The organism is Pseudomonadota bacterium (assembly GCA_016711215.1).
GTDB lineage: Bacteria > Myxococcota_A > Polyangia.
Window position 1 is genome coordinate 682,677 of sequence record JADJTL010000002.1, and the last position, 15,845, is coordinate 698,521.

At 70.3% G+C, this 15,845-nt stretch carries 10 protein-coding genes; 7 read left to right on the top strand and 3 right to left on the bottom strand.

Annotation, left to right across the window (positions count from 1 at the left end; translation table 11 throughout):
* Positions 1-7: 7 nt before the first annotated feature.
* Both ftsA and ftsZ read left to right on the top strand, forming a co-directional pair.
* Positions 8-1,228: a cell division protein FtsA gene (gene ftsA, locus IPL40_07805; protein MBK8481068.1), complete on the top strand. Its 1,221-nt coding sequence runs from the start codon at positions 8-10 to the stop codon at positions 1,226-1,228.
* Positions 1,229-1,257: 29 nt separating this feature from the next.
* Positions 1,258-2,766, top strand: coding sequence for a cell division protein FtsZ (gene ftsZ, locus IPL40_07810; GenBank protein MBK8481069.1), 1,509 nt, complete (start codon positions 1,258-1,260; stop codon positions 2,764-2,766).
* A gap of 58 nt (positions 2,767-2,824) precedes the next feature.
* On the opposite strand, the gene IPL40_07815 is transcribed toward ftsZ, so the two are convergent.
* Positions 2,825-3,976 carry a hypothetical protein gene (locus IPL40_07815; GenBank protein ID MBK8481070.1) on the bottom strand — a complete coding sequence of 384 codons (1,152 nt, stop codon included), beginning with the start codon at positions 3,974-3,976 and terminating at the stop codon, positions 2,825-2,827.
* Positions 3,977-4,149: 173 nt separating this feature from the next.
* Between IPL40_07815 and IPL40_07820 the strand changes: the two genes are divergently transcribed.
* From IPL40_07820 to IPL40_07840, 5 genes are all read left to right on the top strand, one after another.
* A complete protein-coding gene (locus IPL40_07820; protein MBK8481071.1) occupies positions 4,150-6,411 on the top strand; it encodes a methylmalonyl-CoA mutase in 2,262 nt (753 codons plus the stop codon).
* Positions 6,408-8,609, top strand: a complete 2,202-nt coding sequence (gene scpA, locus IPL40_07825) for a methylmalonyl-CoA mutase (protein ID MBK8481072.1) — start codon at positions 6,408-6,410, stop codon at positions 8,607-8,609. The genes IPL40_07820 and scpA overlap by 4 nt, the downstream gene beginning before the upstream one ends.
* Positions 8,610-8,646: 37 nt before the next feature.
* A complete protein-coding gene (meaB, locus tag IPL40_07830) occupies positions 8,647-9,651 on the top strand; it encodes a methylmalonyl Co-A mutase-associated GTPase MeaB (GenBank protein MBK8481073.1) in 1,005 nt (334 codons plus the stop codon).
* 1,391 nt (positions 9,652-11,042) lie between these two features.
* Positions 11,043-12,698, top strand: a complete 1,656-nt coding sequence (locus IPL40_07835; protein MBK8481074.1) for a hypothetical protein — start codon at positions 11,043-11,045, stop codon at positions 12,696-12,698.
* Positions 12,695-13,924, top strand: coding sequence for a VWA domain-containing protein (locus tag IPL40_07840; protein MBK8481075.1), 1,230 nt, complete (start codon positions 12,695-12,697; stop codon positions 13,922-13,924). Before IPL40_07835 ends, IPL40_07840 begins: the two co-directional genes overlap by 4 nt.
* Here IPL40_07840 and IPL40_07845 read toward each other — a convergent pair.
* Positions 13,921-14,400: a hypothetical protein gene (locus IPL40_07845; protein MBK8481076.1), complete on the bottom strand. Its 480-nt coding sequence runs from the start codon at positions 14,398-14,400 to the stop codon at positions 13,921-13,923. The two genes, IPL40_07840 and IPL40_07845, sit on opposite strands and share 4 nt — an antisense overlap.
* 11 nt (positions 14,401-14,411) lie before the next feature.
* Positions 14,412-15,845 (bottom strand): Ni/Fe hydrogenase subunit alpha, encoded by a 1,434-nt coding sequence (locus tag IPL40_07850; protein MBK8481077.1) that lies wholly within the window; start codon positions 15,843-15,845, stop codon positions 14,412-14,414.

Consider the following 15,845-nt stretch of genomic DNA (forward strand, 5'->3'; position numbering starts at 1 on the left):
CGACACTATGGCGAAGCGTGAAGAGATCATAGTCGGATTGGACATCGGCACGACGAAGATCGCGGCCATCGTGGGCGAGCTCACCGACGAGGGGATCGACGTGATCGGCGTCGGCACGGCCCCGTCGCGCGGGCTGCGCCGGGGCGTGATCACGCACATCGACAACACCGTGTCGGCGATCAAGCGCGCGGTAGAGGAAGCCGAGCTGATGGCCGGCTGCGCGATCTCCACGGTCTACGCTGGCATCGCCGGCGGGCATATTCGCGGGCTCAACAGCCACGGCATCGTCGCGGTCAAGGATGGTGAGGTCGCCGCCAGCGACGTCGCGCGCGTGATCGACGCCGCGAAGGCCGTGGCGATTCCGATGGATAACGAGATCGTCCACGTGCTGCCGCAGGACTTTGTCGTCGACGGCCAAGACGGCATCAAAGAGCCGCTGGGGATGAGCGGCGTGCGGCTCGAGACGCGCGTTCACATCGTCACGGCGGCCGTCACCAGCGCGCAGAATGTCGTCAAGTGCTGCCAGCGCTGTGAGCTGGAGGTGGCCGAGCTGGTGCTCCAGCCGCTGGCGAGCGCCGAGGCCGTGCTGCATGAGGACGAGTGCGAGCTGGGGGTGGTGCTGATCGACATCGGCGGCGGCACGACCGACCTGACGATCTTCAACGACGGTGCGATCGTCTACACGGCCTGCCTTGGCGTCGGCGGCAATCATGTCACCAACGACATCGCCGTCGGCCTGCGTACGCCCTCGGCCGAGGGCGAGGCCGTCAAGCAGCGCTGGGGCTGCGCCAAGAGCGCGATGATCGATCCCGACGAGGAGATCGAGGTGCCCTCGGTGGGCGGGCGCCCGGCGCGGCGACTGTCGCGGCGCGTGCTCTGCGAGATCATCGAGCCGCGCGTGGAGGAGATCTTCCTGCTCGTGCGGCGCGAGCTGGCCAAGGCTGGCTACGAGGATTTGCTCGCCTCCGGGGCGGTGCTCACCGGCGGCTCCACGATCATGACGGGGATGCCCGAGCTGGCCGAGGAGGTGCTCGGCTTTCCCGTGCGGCGGGGCGCGCCGCATAAGGTCGGCGGGCTGCTCGACGTGGTGCGCAGCCCGAAGTTCGCCACGAGCGTGGGCTTAGTGCAGTACGGCGCGCGGCGGGCGGCCGCGCAGCGCTTTCGTCCGCGCACCGAGCGCGTTCGCCTCGGCGGCCGGGTCAGAGATTGGTTTTCTCGAGTTTTTTAGCGGTGTGAACGACGAGGAGGATCGGCATCATGGCACTGATCGAACTAGACGAGGCAGCGACGCAGGCGCGGATCAAGGTGGTGGGTGTCGGCGGCGGCGGCGGCAACGCGATCAACACGATGATCGCGTCGGCGCTCGATGGGGTGGACTTCATCGCGGCCAATACCGATCTTCAGGCGCTGGAGGCCAATCTCGCGCCGACCAAGATTCAGCTCGGCAGTGAGCTGACGCGCGGGCTCGGCGCGGGTGCCAACCCGGATGTCGGCCGCGAGTCGGCGCTGGAGACCAACGAGCGCATTCGCGAGGTGCTCGAGGGCGCCGATATGGTCTTCATCACCGGGGGCATGGGCGGCGGCACCGGCACCGGCGCGGCGCCGATCATCGCCAGGATCGCCAAGGAGCTGGGCGCGCTGACGGTCGGGGTCGTGACCAAGCCCTTCATGTTCGAGGGTCGCAAGCGCCTGCGGCAGGCGGAGGCGGGGATCGAGTCGCTGCAGGAGCAGGTCGACACGCTGATCACGATCCCGAATCAGCGGCTGCTCACCGTCGCCGGGCAGGCGACGACGATGCTCGACGCCTTCCGCAAGGTCGACGAGGTGCTGCTCAACGCTGTCCAGGGCATCTCCGATCTGGTGGTGATCCACGGCTTCATCAACGTCGACTTCGCTGACGTGCGCACGGTGATGAGCGAGAAGGGCCATGCGCTGATGGGCACTGGCCACGCCACGGGCGATCGCAAGGCGATCGAGGCGGCGCAGCAGGCGATCTCGAGTCCGCTGCTCGAGGATGTCAGCATCGAGGGCGCGACGGGCATCCTGATCAACATCACGGGTGGCCCGGACCTGACGCTGACGGAGATCAACGAGGCGGCCTCGCTGATCCAGGAAGCGGCCCACGAGGACGCGAACATCATCTTTGGCTCGGTGATCGACGCCAACCTCGAGGATCAGGTGCGCATCACCGTGATCGCGACCGGCTTCGAGCGGCCCTCGCTGAGCGCCGAGCGCGGGCGCGCCGCCGCTGTGGCTCACGGGCGCGCGCTGGGCCACGGTGGCCCGGCGAGCCGGGCTCAGGGCTACGGCCAAGGCTACGATCAGGGCTACGGTCAGGGCTATGGTCAGCAGCGCTACGGCGCCGCGCCGCGTCATGGCGCGGCGCAGAGCTTCGACTCGACGACCCCTCAGCATGCGCCCGCCGGTGAGCCCTATTACGCACCGAGCGCCCCCTCCGAGCTGAACCTGGCCTATGCCGGGCCGATGACGCGGCCCCCGATGCCCTTGGCGAGTGCGTCGCTGCTCTCGCGCGAGCCGCACGAGGAGGAGGAGACGGCCGTTTCAGTGGCGGCGGTTTCGGCAGGCTACGGCTATGCCACGGTCGAGGGCGGGCGCGAGTCCGCTCGCACGCCGGCTCGTCCATTGCGCCGCGCGCCGACGGCGCAGGCGGTGCCCGCGCTGCACCCGAGCCTCGGCGGCATGCCCGAGGATCACGAGATGGACATCCCCACCTTCCTGCGCCGCCAGCCCCGCGTCAGCGAGTAGCGCCGGAGGCGCCGGTCGCGCGTGGCCCGTGGAGCTTGGCCACCGCTGTCGGCGTCCCTTAGCGGCAGCTCTGAACCCGCGCCTGCGTGGCAGCTTTGCAGGACCCCTGCGTTGAGGTGCCGGTGGATACGCACCCCGTTGCGGCCGCACCTGCCATCCCGCACACCGGCTCGGTCTCCACCCAGGTTCCGCTCGAGGCGTTAAGGCTGGGAAAACAGGCGAAGATGTCATCGGGAAATCGCCTCAAAGCGCAGCCGGAGTGCAGCCCGAGATAGCGCCCGGTGGCCTTGCCATCGCAGTCATAGTCGAAGGACTTGTCGCCCCGCTGGTGCTCGAAGAACGCGGTCTGCCCCGGTTTGGCGTCGGCGTTGCCGTCGTAGCAATCCTCGTGATTGGTCGCCGGCAGGGCCTCGGTGGCGGCACAGAGGCACTCGCCTCCGGTCGTGGCGCCGAACCCGTCGTGGTCGGCATCGGGATAAAACACTGTGCAGCCGATCGGTGGGAGGGCGGCGTCGGCCTCGTCGCTGAGCTGATCGCAATCGTCGTCCTTCCCGTTGCAGCGCTCCCGCGCGCCGGGCTTGATGGCGTTGTCGTCGTCGTCGCAGTCGCGATCGTTTTCGGCCTGGTAGGGTGCGGTTGGAGCACATAAGCAACGGCTGTCGCCGGCGGCTCCGAAGCCATCGCCATCGCGATCGGCGTAGTAGGCGACGCAGCCCTGGCTGCCCTCGCCGTCGGCCTCGCCGTCACAGTCGTCATCGACGCCCTGGTTGCAGCGCTCTGGCTTGCCATGGGCCACGGCATTGTTGCTCGGGGCGCAGTCCGTCAGGTCGGGATCGCCGTCGCCGTCGCTATCGTGCCGCAGCAAGGCCCCCGCGTCGCTGAAGGCGTCGGCGCCGCCGTCGCGGCCCGCTGCCCCGACCTTTGCGTCGGTCGTGCCGAGCGCACCTCCGGGCTGCTGAGCGGAGCGCGGCAGGGCCACACAGGTCAGCATCCCCAGGTTACAGCGATAACCGGCGGCACAAGGGGTCGCCTCGTCGCAGTAGTCGGCAGTGTCGGAGGTGCAGGCGGCGAGCGCGCAGGCGAGCAGGGCTGGCCCAAGCAGCGCCGAGAGCCGGCGCTTCGGGATCGAGAAAGCAGAGTCGGTCATGGCTAATGCTCCTTCCGGTAAGGTCCGGGCCCCGGTATTCAGCGTCCGGGCCTCCCCCGCCATTCGCCCAAGATGGCCTCGCGGGCTCGGCGATGGCGGCCTTTTCGGCCGGCGCGCCAAGGAGGTTGCGTCTCCACCCGCCAAACCCGCGCCCGCCGCGCTCCTCGTGTTCGCGGCATCGACTCGGCGGGCCTCTGCGATTAGTATCCGGCCGCCATCGCCGAGAGGAAGCAAGCATGTCCACGTCACCGCAAGAGCAACCCCTGCGTTTCCCCGCCGATCAGCCGGCGGTGGGCGCCGGCACCGCCGCGTCGAGCGCCGGCACCGCCGCGTCGAGCGCCGGCACCGCCCTGAGCAACTGGCGTGCCATGGTCGAAAAGGACCTCAAGGGCGTCTCCTTCGACAAGCGCCTGGTGAGCACCACCGAGGACGGTCTGCGCATCGAGCCGCTCTACACCCCTAATCAGGGCGCCAATCAGAGCGCCGAGCAGAGCGCCGAGCAGAGCACCGAGCACACCCCCAGCAGCACTTCCGCCGGCTGGCCGGGTCTACCACCCTTCGCGCGCGGCGGCGCGCCCCTGCCCACGCCGGGTGGCTGGGATGTGCGGGTCCGCATCGCCACCGCCGATCCCGCGCTAGCCGCGCGCACGGTCGCCGACGAGCTGGGCCACGGTGCGCACTCGTTGTGGATCACCTTTGACCGCTCGTTGCGCCTAGGCGCTGATCCGGATGCGGCCGCGTACTCGGCGAGCCCAGCGACGCCGGTCGACGGCGTCGTCGCCGCTCACGTCGATGCGCTCGATGCGCTGCTCGCGGGCGTCGATCTGGCGCGGGTGGCGATCGATCTCGACGCCGGCAGCAGCGCGCTGGCGGCCGCCGCGGCGCTGGTCGCCCTGGCCCGCCGCCGCGGCCTGGCGCCGACGGTCTTGCACGGTAGCTGTGGGGCCGACCCGCTCGGTCTCTTGGCGGCGGAGGGTCGTCTGCCCTGCGCGATCGAGCGCTTGCTGCAGCAGCTCGCCGACCTGGCCGGCTGGACCACAGCGCACGCACCACAATGGCGCGCGGTGACCGTGTCGACGCTCGCCTATCACGAGGCGGGCGCCACGGCAGCGCAGGAGCTCGGCCTCGCCTTGGCGACGGGCGCGGCCTACCTCCGCCGGCTCACCGACGCGGGCCTGCCGCTCGATCCGGCCGCGCTCCAGCTCACCTTCCGCCTGGCTGTCGGCCGCGACGTGTTTCTCGAGCTGGCCAAGCTGCGCGCCGCCCGCTTGACCTGGGCCCGACTCGTCGCCGCCGCCGGCGGAGGGGCCGCTGCGCAGCGCATGCGCGTCCACGCCAGCACGGCCTGGCGCACCAAGACGGCCCGCGACCCCTGGGTCAACCTCCTGCGCACGACGGTCGAGGGCTTCGCCGCCGCCGCTGCCGGGGCCGATGCGCTCACCACGCTTCCCTTCGACGAGGCCCTGGGGCCGAGCGACGACGCCGCGCGGCGCCTCGCCCGCAACACCCAGACGATCCTGCGCGACGAGGCTGATCTGGGTCGCGTGCTCGATCCCGCGGGCGGAAGCTGGTACGTCGAGGCGGCGACGCGCGGCCTGGCCGAGGCGGCTTGGGGCGTGTTCCAGCAGGTCGAGGCGGAGGGTGGCCTGGCGCGCGCGCTGCTGAGCGGCGCCGTCGGGCGCTGGATCGGCGAGGCCTCGCGCCGCCGCCACGAGGCGATCGTCAAGCGCCGCCAGCCGCTGACCGGCGTGAGTGAGTTCGCCGACGTTCACGAGCAGGCCGTCGTGCGTCCCGCACCAGCGGCCGCGACCCTGCGGGCCGGGGCGGCTGCGGCGCTGAGCGCGCACCGCGCGGCGCACCCGCAGTCCGCCGCCGTGGCCGGGCTCGTGGCGCGGCTCGCCGCCGACGCTCCCGCCGAGCCCGGCGCGCTGATGGCGGCCGCGATCGAAGGCGCGGCGGCCTCGGCCACGCTGGGCCAGCTCGCCGCGTTGCTCCAGGCGGGCGCCGGCGCGCGGCCGGCTCTGCCCGAGCCGCTGGCGCCGGGTCGTGACGCGGCGCCCTTCGAGCGGCTGCGCGACGCCAGCGAGGCCTACGCGGCGATCCACGGCCGGCTGCCGCGCGTCTTTCTCGCCAACCTGGGCCCGATTCCTCAGCATCGCGCCCGGGCCGAGTTCGCGGCGAACCTGCTGCAGGCGGGTGGCTTCGAGCCGCTCGGCAACGACGGCTTCGCCCAGGTCGACGACGCCGTGGCCGCCTTCGCTGCCAGCGGAGCGGAGGGCGCCGCGATCTGCTCGACGGACGAGGCCTATGCCGAGTTTGCCGAGCCGCTGGCGCGGTCGCTGCGCGAGCGCGGCGCGCGCTTCGTGATCTTGGCCGGTCGGCCCGGCGAGCGCGAGCCGGCCTATCGCGCCGCGGGCATCGACCACTTCATCGCCCTTGGCGGTGACGCGGAGCACGCGCTCACCGCGTTGCTCAAGCAGCTTGGAGTTCCGCTATGAGCCCTCTTCCCGACTACCGCAACGTGCCACTATGGGACGGGACCAGCGCCCCTGCCGCCGGCTCCGGACGCGAGGATTGGGAGCGTCTCGCCGTCGCGGCTGCTGGCCAGCCGCTCGCCGCGCAGCGCCGGACCACGCCCGAGCAGATCGCGCTGGCCCCCGTCTACAGCGCGGCCGACCTCGACGGGCTGAGCCACCTCGGGACGATGCCGGGCCTGCCCCCCTTCGTCCGCGGCCCCTACGCGACGATGTACGTGCAGCGGCCGTGGACGATTCGGCAGTACGCCGGCTTCTCCACCGCGGAAGAGAGCAACGCCTTCTATCGGCGCGGGCTCGCGGCCGGCCAGATGGGCCTCTCGATCGCCTTCGATCTGGCGACCCACCGCGGCTATGACAGCGACCATCCGCGGGTCCTCGGCGACGTCGGCATGGCCGGGGTCGCGATCGACTCGATCTACGACATGCGGATTCTCTTCGCCGACATTCCGCTCGACCGCATGAGCGTGTCGATGACGATGAACGGCGCCGTGCTGCCCGTGCTCGCGCTCTACATCGTCGCCGCCGAGGAGCAGGGCGTGAAGCCCGCGCAGCTCAGCGGCACGATTCAGAACGACATCCTCAAGGAGTTCATGGTTCGCAATACCTATATCTACCCGCCGGAGCCCTCGATGCGCATCATCGGCGACATCTTCGGCTACACCGCGCGCGAGATGCCGCGCTTCAACAGCATCAGCATCTCCGGCTATCACATGCAGGAGGCCGGGGCGACGGCCGACATCGAGCTGGGCTACACGCTCGCTGATGGGCTGGAGTACGTGCGCACCGGCGTGCGCAGCGGTCTCGCCGTCGACGCCTTCGCGCCGCGCCTCTCGTTCTTCTGGGGCGTCGGGATGAACTTCTTCATGGAGGTGGCGAAGCTGCGCGCCGCGCGCCTGCTCTGGGCCAACCTCTTGCAGGCCTTCGCGCCAAAGAACCCCAAGTCGCTCTGCCTGCGCACGCACTGCCAGACCTCGGGCTGGAGCCTGACGGCGCAAGATCCCTACAACAACGTGATGCGCACCTGCATCGAGGCGATGGCCGCCGTGCATGGCCACACGCAGTCGCTGCACACCAACTCGCTCGACGAGGCGCTGGCCCTGCCGAGCGACTTCAGCGCGCGCATCGCCCGCAACACGCAGCTCTTCCTGCAGCAGGAGAGCGGCAGCTGTCGCGTCATCGACCCCTGGGGCGGCAGCTACTACGTCGAGCGCTTGACGCATGAGCTGGCGCAGCGCGCCTGGGCCCACATCCAGGAGATCGAGCAGCTCGGGGGCATGGCGCGCGCGATCGAATCGGGCCTGCCGAAGATGCGCATCGAGGAGGCCGCGGCCCGCGCCCAGGCCCGCATCGACAGCGGGCGGCAGGTGATCGTCGGCGTCAACGCGCAGCGCCTCGAGCAGGAGCCAGAGCTGTCGATCTTGCAGGTCGACAACACGGCGGTGCGCAAGGCACAGGTCGCGCGCCTCGAGCGCCTGCGCGCCGATCGCGACGACGGAGCGGTCGAAGGCGCGCTCGCGGCGCTGACGCAGGCGGCGAGCGGCGGCACGGGCAACCTGCTGGAGCTCGCCGTGCAGGCCGCGCGGGCCAAGGCCACGGTCGGCGAGATCAGCGCGGCGCTCGAGCGCGTCTACGGGCGGCATCAGGCGCAGCTCCATGCGATCAGCGGCGTCTACAGCGGAGAGCTCGGCGAGCAGGACGAGGCGCTGACCCGCGTGCGCGCCCTGGCGGCGGGTTTCGCCACGCGCGAGGGACGCCGGCCACGCCTCTTGGTGGCCAAGCTGGGCCAGGACGGCCACGACCGCGGCCAGAAGGTGATCGCCACCGCCTTCGCCGATATGGGCTTCGACGTCGACGTCGGGCCCTTGTTCCAGACGCCCGAGGAGGCGGCGCGCCAGGCGGTGGAAAACGACGTGCACGTGGTCGGTGTCAGCTCGCTGGCCGCGGGCCACTTGACGCTGGTGCCGGCGCTGCGCGGCGAGCTGACGCGCCTCGGTCGCGCCGACATCTTGATCGTCGTCGGCGGGGTGGTCCCGCCGCAGGACCATGCGGCGCTGCGCCAGGCGGGCGCGGCGGCCATCTTTGGGCCCGGCACCGTGGCCCACGTGGCGGCGCGGGAGCTGCTGACACAGCTCGATCCCGAGGTCGCCGGCGCGGCCTAGCGGCCACCGCTAGCTGCAACCGACGACCCACCCGAGCATGCGACCTCGACGGCAAGCCGCCCTGAGCCTCGACGCCTACGTCGCCGGCGTCCGTGTGGCCGACCGCGCGGTCCTCGGGCGCGCGATCACCCTCGTCGAAAGCCAGCGTTCGAGCGACCGTCTCTTGGCGCAAGAGCTGCTGCTGCGGCTGCTGCCCGACTGCGGTGGTTCGCTGCGGGTCGGCATCACCGGCGTCCCCGGCGTCGGCAAGAGTACCTTCATCGACGCCCTCGGGGCGCGCCTGCTCGAGCGCGGCCACCGCCTGGCCGTGCTGGCCATCGACCCGTCCAGCCAGCTCAGCGGCGGCAGCATCATGGGTGATAAGACGCGGATGGAGCGTGTCGGCGCCGACCCACGCGCCTTCGTGCGTCCGTCACCGAGCGGCCGCGAGCTGGGCGGCGTGGCCCAGGCCACCCGCGAGGCGCTGCTGGTCTGCGAGGCGGCCGGCTTCGATGTGGTGCTGGTCGAGACCGTGGGCGTCGGGCAATCCGAGGCGACGGTGGCGGAGATGGTCGACTTCTTCCTGCTGTTGGCGCTGGCCGGCGCGGGCGACGAGCTGCAGGGCATCAAGCGGGGCGTGCTCGAGCTCGCTGACCTGGTGGCGATCACCAAGGCCGACGGTGAAAACGAGCAGGCCGCGCGCCGCGCGCGCCAGCAGACCGAGAGCGCGCTCCAGCTGATGCGGCCGCGCTCCGCGCATTGGCGGCCGCCGGTCGTCACCTGCAGCGCCAGGCAGGGCACGGGCCTCGATGAGCTCTGGGCCCAGGTCGAGGCGCACCGCCAGGCCCTCGAGGCGCAGGGTGAGCTGCAGGAGCGGCGCCGTCGCCAGCAGCTCGCGTGGATGTGGGGTCTGGTCGAGCGCGGCCTCCAGGAAGCCCTGCGCGCCCACCCGGAGGTCCGCGCCAACCTCGGCCCCCTCGAGCGCGCCGTCCTCGACGGGCAGACGACGCCCCTGCTCGCCGCCCAGCAGCTGCTGCGCGCCTTCGGTGTGGCCTCCGACTAGATCACCGCTTCAGCACCTCGCGTTTTCGAAGCCCTCTCCGACAATCGGGCCGCCCGAGGGCACGCTCCACTGCCTCGCTATGGCCCAAAAGCGCAAATAACTCGCCCACCGTCGAAACCTCGGCTCAGATGTTGCTGCGCAAAGGTTGCTAAGGGTGCAGCCAGCGCGGGCGCGACAGGGCAACCACACCAACAGGGGGCTAGCGACAGCCGGGGAGGCAAGAGATGGGCACAGTGGTCGTAGGATCTTCACGAGCCGAGGTGAATCCGCGCAGCACGCTGGGCAGGTGCCGGCGCGCGCCGCCCCGGCCCTCCCGGGCCGTCCTCCTGGCAGCCGGCCTCCTCGCGGCCGCGGGCGTGGCAGAGGCGAAGGTTGTGGAGCTCCCAGCAACGACCTGCTCACGAGCCGAGCCTCGAGGGATTGCCCAGCAGACGCCCTCCCGCCGACACTCGGAACCCAACCTCCTCGCCAGGCGATTTCCGCCGCACGGCACCCATTGGCGTCCGGCGACGCTGCTCGCCCACCCCAAGGGCGGATCGTTTTTGGTGCGCGACGCGGTGCTTGATTCCAGGGCCGGCGGCGCGCGCACGGAGGAGCACGTCGTCTGGCAGGTGGGCTGCTTCCGCGAGCCCAACGGCGCCTTCACCGTCTCCTATTGGCTCCTTGACGGAAGCGCAACCCCAACGGGGCCCATCCAGTACGGGGTCAGCTCCAACCTCCGCAAGGTGTGGGTTGCGGCCGCGGGCGTGGGCATGGCGGGAGCGTCTTCGGTGCAGGCGCAGACGGTCGACGGACGCCCCCCCCGTCAGGGCGATGCTGAGCCCTCCGTGCTAGCGCGCCTTCTTGGTCTCACCGAGGCCTTCAGGGCCGCGAAATCCCGGAAGCCCGGGCCTGTGATGGCCGAATTCATTCACGAGGCAGAGCTAGCCGCACTCACGCCTGCGCAGGGGCATGGCATGCTGCACAGTTGGCGAGGGCCCGAGCAGGCAGCGGCGAGTCACTGACCGGGCTCGTCCGGCCGGGGCCAAAGAAAGGGGCCCGGATCGAGTCGCCGCTGGATGGCGCCCCTTTCCCGATTGCCCTGCCGGCTGGACCCTCGGGGCGCCAGTTGGATCACCGGTCGGCCAGTGCGAGGTCATTCGACCCCACTTCTAAGCTATTGCTATTATGCTGTTTATTCGTCATGCCCGGGAGCGCTTCAGGGTTGCACGTCCCCGTCCAGGATCCGCTCATCGTTCGTATGACCTTGATTTTGCGAGCATAAACAGGTGGCCTGACGATTGCATTCTCTTCGCTACGAGCCGCCTCCCGGGGACGATCGAGATCCACGGTTGGCGGCGATCCTGGGTTCGCCGGATACCGGAGGCCCCTGGGCTGTGGAGGAGGATGTCATGAGGATCTGCAACAGGGACTCCAGACGCAGACGCTGGGGCACGCTGGCTGCCACGCTGACGCTGGCCGCGCTCGGCGCCTGCGGCGGCGCGGGCAACACGCTGGAGCCGCTCGGCTTCGCCCAACTCACCCTCCTCGAGTTCGATACCCGCGACATCACGATGCGCTACACGGATCCCAGTGGCTATGCGATCCAGACGGCGAAGATCCGCTGCGATCTCGTCGGCTTCAGCAACGGGGCGTTGCTCGAGAGCCGCGTCGGCGTGACCGATTTCGAGGGCAAGGCGCGCTTCACGCTGCGCGCACGTAGCGCGACGACCTTCAAGATCGTCTGCACCGCCGACGGCGCCGGCTCCAAGGCCAATGTGCCCGTGTTCATCTCCAAGGAGAACGGCGGCCAGCTCAAGGTCCAGATCAGCCGCAACGCTGCTGCCTCCTCGCTCGTCGCGACGGTCAAGCTGATCGAGAATTATCCGTGCGCCGGCTTCGACCCGTTGCGCTCGCCGGCCGCCAGCGCGCTGGTGCCGAGCTCGACGCGCGAAAACGTCGAGCTGAGCAACGCCGGCGTCGAGGTCAAGTTCGCCGGACTGCGCCCGGCCACGCAATACAGTATCGTCGGCTTCGGCCAGAGCGACGGCCAGACGGTGGCCGCGGGCTGTGTCGACGGTCTCTCGCTGACCCAGGCGGCGATCGACAACAACGTGATGATCACCGCCGTCGTCCGACTCGACGATTGGACGCCGGAGATCAGCGGCAACGCCCTCGCGATCACCACGCAGCTGACCACGGCGCCGCCGGCGTTGAGGGCCGTGGCCGGCTTCTACACGCGCCTCTCCGACGGCGACAACGATCCGGCCGACGAGCTGCTCGGGCGGACCCTTTCGCAGATGACGGGTGTGACGGCCACGCTGGTCCAGATGTACCGCTCGCAGATCGCCATGCTGCTCAGCTCGCCGGCCGAGCGAGCGGGGCGCGATCAGCTGCGCAAGATGGCGCTGGCGTTGAGTCAGGTCGCCAACCTGCAGCTCCATTCACAGATGCAGATTCGGGACGAGTCGGTCAGCTCCGATGGCTTCATCACCGGCGATCTGTCGATTCTGCACACCTTCCTGCGCTTCAGCGCGCAGGTCGGGGGCCAGTCGAGGAGCTACGAGCTGGAGCCCGCTCAGCGCACCCCGCGGGTGGCGACGCTACAGCATACCCAGGCCGATCGGATCTCGATCGGCGCGCATACGATGACGCTGCCAGTCGCCGACACGGTGGTGGGTGGGCTGATGCTCGAGAACCTCGGCAGCGCCAACCTCGAGGATGCGCTGGGCTCGATGGTGCGCTGCGACCGGCTGGCCACCGCCGTGACCGAGATCATCAACAAGAACTTCTACGTCGGGATGCTCGGCTTCAGCGGGCTGATCGACCTCGGCGCCACGCTGCTGACCTCGGCTGCAATCGCCGACCTCTGCAACACCCAGGTCAAGCAGATGGTGGCCGAGCTCAAGTACCAGCTCGACCTGGGGCTCTACGAGGCGCACCTCTACGACGAGATCACGCTGCAGGGCACTGCCGGCGTGTTGATGGAGCCCGACGGTCAGACGATCAAGAAGCTCGCCAGCGGTGAGTGGACCGGCGTCGGCAGCTTCAGTGGGGAGCGGCTGTGAAGCGCGTCGAAGGGGGCCGCGGGCCGCGCTCGCAGCGGGCGCGGGGCGGGTCGGCGCCGGCCGCGCTGCGCCAGCGGCTGGTGGTCGCGGCAGCGCTCGCCGCCACGCTCCTCGCCGCCACGTCCTGCGGTCCGGGCGTGATCGCCGAGTTGGGCGCTCCCCGCGCCAGCAAGGAGATCTGCGGCGACGGGCGCGACAACGATCTGGACTCCGCGGTCGATTGTGCCGACCCGGACTGCGCGGGCGGACCCGGCTGCGGGGTGATCACGGCAGGCCTCGGGATGCCGCTTCAGCCCCCCTGGGCGAGCTGCGGCGAGCTCGAGGGCGATCGCGGCCACACGCCGGTGGATATGATCTGGGCCGTCGACGGCTCGGCCAGCATGGATGACGAGATCGCGAAGGTCGTCCACAACATCAACAACTTCGCAACCTACATGCTCGGGCTGCGCGCGGACCTGCATCTCGTGATGCTGGGCGACAAGCAGTCGGGTGGCCGGGAGCAGCTCTGCGTGCCTCCGCCTTTCGGCGGGCCAGACTGCCAGGACGGTCTGCGTTACCGTCACATTCAGCGCTACGTCGGCAACGACGCCCTGCGCCAGATCCTCCAGCTCTACCCCGAGTACAGCTACTTCTTGCGGCCGAACGCCAAGAAGGTGCTGGTGATCGTCAGCGACTCCAACGCGGACGGCGTGACGCCCGATTGGTTCGACCAGGAGCTGCGCGCCCTGGGCGGCGGCACGATGTTCAACACCTATGTCGTCCACAGCATCGTTGGCTATGGTGAGCGCAGCTCGCTCGGCCATCCACGCGGCTGCCCGAGCGCGGCGGCAGAAGGCACGACCTACCTCGCGCTCAGCGACAAGACCGGCGGCACGAAGTTCTCGATCTGCGCTTCGTTCTGGGATCAGGCGGGCGAGGGCCTGCCGAGTGGCATCTTCGGCGAGCTGGGGCGCAGCGTGGCCGGTCTGGTCGACATCCCCTGCCGCTATGCGCTGCCCACCCTCGACGGTGATCGCGGCATCAACACGGCGCAGATCCAGGTCAACGCCGAGGGCGACGGTGGTTGGGCCCTGGTGCCGCAACACGCCGACGGCTCGGCCTGTAGCGCCAACGCGCCGGGTTGGTACCTCGACAACAACGCTGTGCGCATCTGCCCCTCGGTCTGCAAGGCGCTCTCGGTGGCGCAGCTCAAGCTGCTCTTCGGCTGCACCGACCTCGTACGCTAGCTTTCTGTCCTAGCGCTTTCCGTCGCCGCGCGTTCGAGCCGCCCGAGCAGCGCCACGAGCTGTAGCGCCCCCTCGCGCACCGCCGCGCATGCAAAGCCGGAGAGCTCAGCGCCGTAGGGGAACGCCCGCGCCGGCAGGCGACAGAGCCAAGCCGCGCCGGTGAAGCCATAGAGCTGGCGCGCGAGGGCGATGAGGATGGCCGGGCTCAGGTCATGGCTGAGCAGGTGGCCCTCGCCGCGACGCAGCGGCGTCGCCAGCAGCGGCTCGAGCGTCACGTCGCTAGCGGCGACGTCCGCGTCGAGGATCACCACGACCCGCGCCGCGGCGATCGTCTCGGCGAGCTCGGGTGTTAGACCGGGGACGGCGATCGACTGCAGGTCTGCGCGCGCCCCGAGCTGGTCGAGCACCGCCGCCGCTACCCCGTCGTCGCCGCGCAGGACGTTGCCCACGGCGATCAAGAGGGTGGACGCCGCCATGCGCTCGCGCCTCAGTTGCGCGCGACGCGCTCGAGCAACTGGCCCTGCTGGTCGCGGAGCTCGAGGATCAGCGGCATCTGGCCGAGCGCATGCGTCGAGCAGGAGAGGCAGGGGTCGTAGCAGCGGATGGCATGCTCGACGCGGTTCAACATCCCCTCGGCCGGGGTCTGTCCGCGCACGAAGCGCAGCGCGCTCTGCTTGACCGCCTGATTCATCGCCAGGTTGTTCTGCGCCGTGGCGATCAGCAGGTTGGCCGTGACGATGCGTCCCTGCTCGTCGACCCGGTAGTGATGAAAGAGCGTGCCCCGCGGCGCCTCGCTCACGCCGATGCCCTCCTGGTGATTGAGCATCGCCTTGGCGCGCACGTGCGTGTCCAGCAGGGAGGGGTCGTCCAAGAGCGCCTCGATGCGCTCGACGGCGTGGACCATCTCGATCAGCCGCGCCCAGTGGTAGTGGAAGGAGGCGCAGACGGTGCCAGCGGCATCCCCTGCATGATGGCGCAGCTCGCGCAGCTCCCGATCGGCGCGCGGCGTCCCGGCGGTCCTGGCGACGTTCAGCCGCGCCAGCGGCCCGACCCGATACATGCCGCCCGGGTAGCCCAGCGGCTTGTAGAACGGGTTCTTGATGAAGGTATAGGCCTCCGAGGCCTCGCCGAGATAGGTCGCGTAGCGCTGCGGCGACAGCCCGTCGGCGACGATGTTGCCCTCGCCATCGACGAGGCGGAGCGCGCCCTCGTAGTACTCGAGCTGGCCATCCTCATCGATCATCCCGAGGAAGAGCGAGGGGAAGTCGCCGAGGTGCTCGACCTCTTCGCGGAAGCCGTCGAGCAGCGGGCGGAAGCGCGCGCGCGCCAGCTCCAGCGTCGCATAGGCCTCGGGCAGCCAAGCGCGGGCCTCGTCGCGCGCGGCGAGCGGAAAGGCCTGATTGACGCCGCCAGGGGCCGACCAGGGCGGATGGACGCGGCGTCCGCCGAGCAGCTCGATCAGGCGCTGCCCGAACTGACGCAGCCGAATACCGCGGCGCGCGAACTCGGGGTCGGCGGCGGCCAGGCCGAAGATGTGGCGCGTCGCCGGGTCGGCGTCGAAGCCAAGCAGCAGATCGGGCCCCGAGAGGTGGAAGAAGCTCAGCGCATGCGACTGCAAGAGCTGGGCGTAGTTCGCCAGACGACGCTGGGCCACCGCCGCTGGCGGGATGTCGACGCCGAGCAGGCGATCGCCGGCCTTGGAGCTGGCGAGGATGTGGCTCACCGGACAGATACCGCAGACGCGCGCCATCAGCCCGGGCATCTCCTCGAAGGGTCGCCCCTCGCAGAGCTTCTCGAAGCCGCGGAACTCGGTCACATGAAAGCGCGCGTCGCGCACCGTGCCGTCGTCGTCGAGCTCGATCGTGACCTTGGCGTGGCCCTCGATCCGCGAGACTGGGTCGATCAGCAGTCGACGTGCCAT

Excerpts from the sequence above, each read along its gene's own strand:
- IPL40_07820 (MBK8481071.1), top strand. The coding sequence starts at position 4,150 with ATGTCCACGTCACCGCAAGAGCAACCCCTGCGTTTCCCCGCCGATCAG.
- meaB (MBK8481073.1), top strand. The coding sequence starts at position 8,647 with ATGCGACCTCGACGGCAAGCCGCCCTGAGCCTCGACGCCTACGTCGCC.
- IPL40_07815 (MBK8481070.1), bottom strand. The coding sequence starts at position 3,976 with ATGGCGGGGGAGGCCCGGACGCTGAATACCGGGGCCCGGACCTTACCG.
- scpA (MBK8481072.1), top strand. The coding sequence starts at position 6,408 with ATGAGCCCTCTTCCCGACTACCGCAACGTGCCACTATGGGACGGGACC.
- ftsA (MBK8481068.1), top strand. The coding sequence starts at position 8 with ATGGCGAAGCGTGAAGAGATCATAGTCGGATTGGACATCGGCACGACG.
- IPL40_07835 (MBK8481074.1), top strand. The coding sequence starts at position 11,043 with ATGAGGATCTGCAACAGGGACTCCAGACGCAGACGCTGGGGCACGCTG.
- IPL40_07850 (MBK8481077.1), bottom strand. The coding sequence starts at position 15,845 with ATGGCACGTCGACTGCTGATCGACCCAGTCTCGCGGATCGAGGGCCAC.
- ftsZ (MBK8481069.1), top strand. The coding sequence starts at position 1,258 with ATGGCACTGATCGAACTAGACGAGGCAGCGACGCAGGCGCGGATCAAG.
- IPL40_07845 (MBK8481076.1), bottom strand. The coding sequence starts at position 14,400 with ATGGCGGCGTCCACCCTCTTGATCGCCGTGGGCAACGTCCTGCGCGGC.